The organism is Idiomarina sp. UBA4206, assembly GCF_002383015.1.
In the GTDB taxonomy this organism is placed as follows: Bacteria; Pseudomonadota; Gammaproteobacteria; order Enterobacterales; family Alteromonadaceae; genus Idiomarina; species Idiomarina abyssalis.
The window spans coordinates 25,209-28,242 of the sequence record NZ_DFTS01000027.1; the positions used below are offsets into that span (position 1 = coordinate 25,209).

Genomic DNA, 3,034 nt, shown 5'->3' on the forward strand with positions numbered 1-3,034 from the left:
AACAGCATGACACCCAAGAACCCGGCTTCAAGGAAGAACGCAGTCAGTACTTCGTAACCCATTAACGGTCCGATAACCGGCCCTGCTTTGTCCGAGAATACCGACCAGTTAGTACCAAACTGGTAACTCATCACAATGCCTGAGACCACGCCCATACCAAAAGCAACGGCGAATATTTTGACCCAGTAACGGAATAGTTTCTGATAAACCGGATTTCGTGTTTTTAAGAAAAGGCCTTCCAGTACCGCCAGGTAGCTGGCCACACCGATGGTGAACGCAGGAAAAATAATGTGGAACGCTATCGTAAAAGCGAACTGAAAGCGCGCCAGAAACAATGCATCGAAACTTTCGAACATAGCAAACACCCTTAACTGAGGTTTGTCTTAAGTATACGCCTTTGTTGACAAAGATCAGGGTCAAAGATGTAAAGCTTGTAGGATAAATACTAATAATTGCCATACTTTTTGTATGGCTAATTTGTATGGCTAATACTCAGAAGTTGAGTCTTTTAAACAACGACCCGCGGAACACGTCCGCTGACGCCGGTCAGTAAATGCCAGGAAATAGTATCTGCGCAGGCCGCAACCTGTCGCACATCAACGTTCGGCCCCCACAGCTCAACATCGTCACCCAACTGCACACCCTCAATGCCCGTGACATCTATCGTCAACATGTCCATAGAGACTCGCCCGGCTAAAGTGACACGTTTGCCTCGGATCATTGCTGGTGTGCCATTTTTCGCCTGTCGCGGATAACCGTCCGCATAGCCCATAGCCACCGTTGCAATGACCGTTGGTCGCTCAGCACTCCAGGCGCTGCCATAGCCGACCGACTCACCCTTTTCCAGCTGATGCAATGCAATGACCGGGGCGACCAGCCGCATCGAGGGTTTTAGCGCCGACTGTACTTCGGTCACATTCGAGGGGTTTACGCCGTAAAGCAATAAACCTGCACGGGCCCAGTCATTTTCCTGAAGTGACCACTTTGTATCAGGGTTCAGTAAGCCTGCCGAATTATGGAAGCTGCGCGCCTGATAGCCATTGAGCGCTTCCGATAACTGACAGAACTGTTGTTTTTGCTCTGCATTCAGGCGATGGTTCGCATCAGCGTTAGCCAAGTGTGACATGAGCGTTACGCCAGCCACATTGTTACTGGCATTTAAGCGCTGCAATGCTTGCAGGGCTTGCTCTTCAGACCAGCCCAAGCGGTGCATGCCGGTATCGACCTTTAACCACACACCTAATGGTTTACTTAAAGCTCCCGCCTCTATGTCTAGTAATTGCTGCTCGCAATGCACCACCGGGCTTAAGTTGTTTTCTGCACAAACCCTAAGTTCAGACGAGGAAAAGCAGCCCTCTAAAATAACCAACGGCCCTTTGTATCCGCATTCCCGAACGGCTAGCGCTTCTTCCATGAACCCAGCAGCCATGCCGTCCACATGCGGTTCTAGCGCCTTTACTGCGGGCTCAACACCATTCCCGTAGCCATCGGCTTTAACAACTCCTAGCAATTTCCCGCCAGCCATCGTCTTACGCACCCACTTAGCGTTATGCGCTATTGCAGCGGGCGATATTTCTGCGCGAGTTTGGCGGTAGTGCATGGGCTTTCCTTCTAAATTTTTTGACAACATTCGGAAAAGGTTTTCAGTTTACCGTATTTTCTGCCAACTTGAACGGAACTCTTTGCATCACCTCGTCAGCTTCAGTAACGTAAAGCTATACTTAAAAGGAGAACAACAATGTGGTTAAAACAATCCGTCATTGCCGGTAGCTTAATGCTACTTTTTACTTCCGCTCCAGCGTTATCAGACGATACATTCAAGGCTGAAGACATTTTCCAGCTCGAGTACGCCAACCAAGTCAGTATCTCTCCTGACGGTAAATACATTGCGTACATACGCAACAGCTTCGATGATATGAAAGACAATACTCGTCGATCATTATGGCTGATTGATACCGAAACCGGTCAACATTTACCGATTTTTGATGATAAATACAACTACGGCAGTCTGGCCTGGTCAAACGACGGCACTCGTCTTGCCTTTGCGTCTAATCGCTCGGAAAAGAACCAAATTCATGTGCACTGGATTAAAGAACAGCGCACCGCTAAAGTCACTCACGTAAGCGAGAGCCCGGGCAGCATTAGTTGGTCTAACGACGATACTCAACTGGCATTTACCATGTCGGTTAAATCTGAACCTACGCCCTTTGCTAAAAGCGTAAAAAAGCCAGCTAAACCCAAAGGCGCGAAGTGGTCCAAATCGCCTATTATTGTTGAAGAAGCTTATTATCAGCGCGACGGTAAAGGTGTTCTGGAACCGGCGCACACACAACTCTTCGTGGTTCCGGCTGAGGGTGGCAGTGCACGCCAGCTGACCGATGGCCCTTACCGACATGGCGGCCCACTGGCCTGGACAGAAGGCGACAGCCATATCGTATTTTCCGGCAACCGCTCGGAAGACTGGGCTTACCAGGTGAATGAAAGCGACCTTTACAGCGTCAGCCTGAGCTCAAAAGAAGTGGCGCAGGTCACTGACAAGCCCGGCCGCGAGTCGTCGCCGCAGTTCTCTCCTGACGGCGAGCGTCTGGCTTACTTACACAGCTCTAACGAGCCGGTGCCTTACCATAAGTCACAATTGTGGGTCATGGACTGGAGCGAACGCTCAGAGACAGAACTTCAAGCTGACTTTGACCGTTCTTTCAGCTCGCCACAGTGGACGGGCAATGAATCACTGGCGGTTTCATAAGCCGACCAGGGCAAAACCGTTGTTGCTGATGTCACATTGAACAATGAACTGACAAACCGAGTGGATAACGTTTCCGGTGTTTATGTCAGCCGCCCTTATACCATGGGCTCGTTTACTGCCTCAAAAACTGGCGCCATTGCCTACACCAAGGGGTCCGAATATCGCCCCGCCGATGTCGGTTATCAGCCACAAGATGGCGAAGCGGTTCAGTTTACTCAGCTTAATGAAGACCTGCTTGGTCACCGTGAGTTGGGTGAAGTTCACGAAATTCGCTATGAGTCGCGCTAT

Annotated in this window: 3 protein-coding genes and 1 pseudogene; 2 read left to right on the forward strand and 2 right to left on the reverse strand. The window is 50.0% G+C overall.

The features are described 5' to 3' along the window. Both B3180_RS05945 and alr read right to left on the reverse strand, forming a co-directional pair. Window positions 1–356, reverse strand: a 356-nt coding sequence (locus B3180_RS05945; RefSeq protein ID WP_286843522.1) for a cytochrome ubiquinol oxidase subunit I, incomplete at its 3' end; no start/stop codon positions are given. 152 nt (window positions 357–508) lie between these two features. Continuing rightward, complete coding sequence (gene alr, locus B3180_RS05950) at window positions 509–1,600, reverse strand: alanine racemase (protein WP_286843524.1); 1,092 nt, start codon at window positions 1,598–1,600, stop codon at window positions 509–511. 138 nt (window positions 1,601–1,738) lie between these two features. Here alr and B3180_RS05955 point away from each other — a divergent pair, with 138 nt between their 5' ends. Continuing rightward, on the forward strand, window positions 1,739–2,746 hold the full coding sequence (locus B3180_RS05955) for a DPP IV N-terminal domain-containing protein (protein WP_286843526.1): 1,008 nt from the start codon (window positions 1,739–1,741) through the stop codon (window positions 2,744–2,746). A gap of 60 nt (window positions 2,747–2,806) precedes the next feature. Further along, window positions 2,807–3,034 (forward strand): annotated as a pseudogene (locus B3180_RS05960) (S9 family peptidase); the annotation flags it as partial.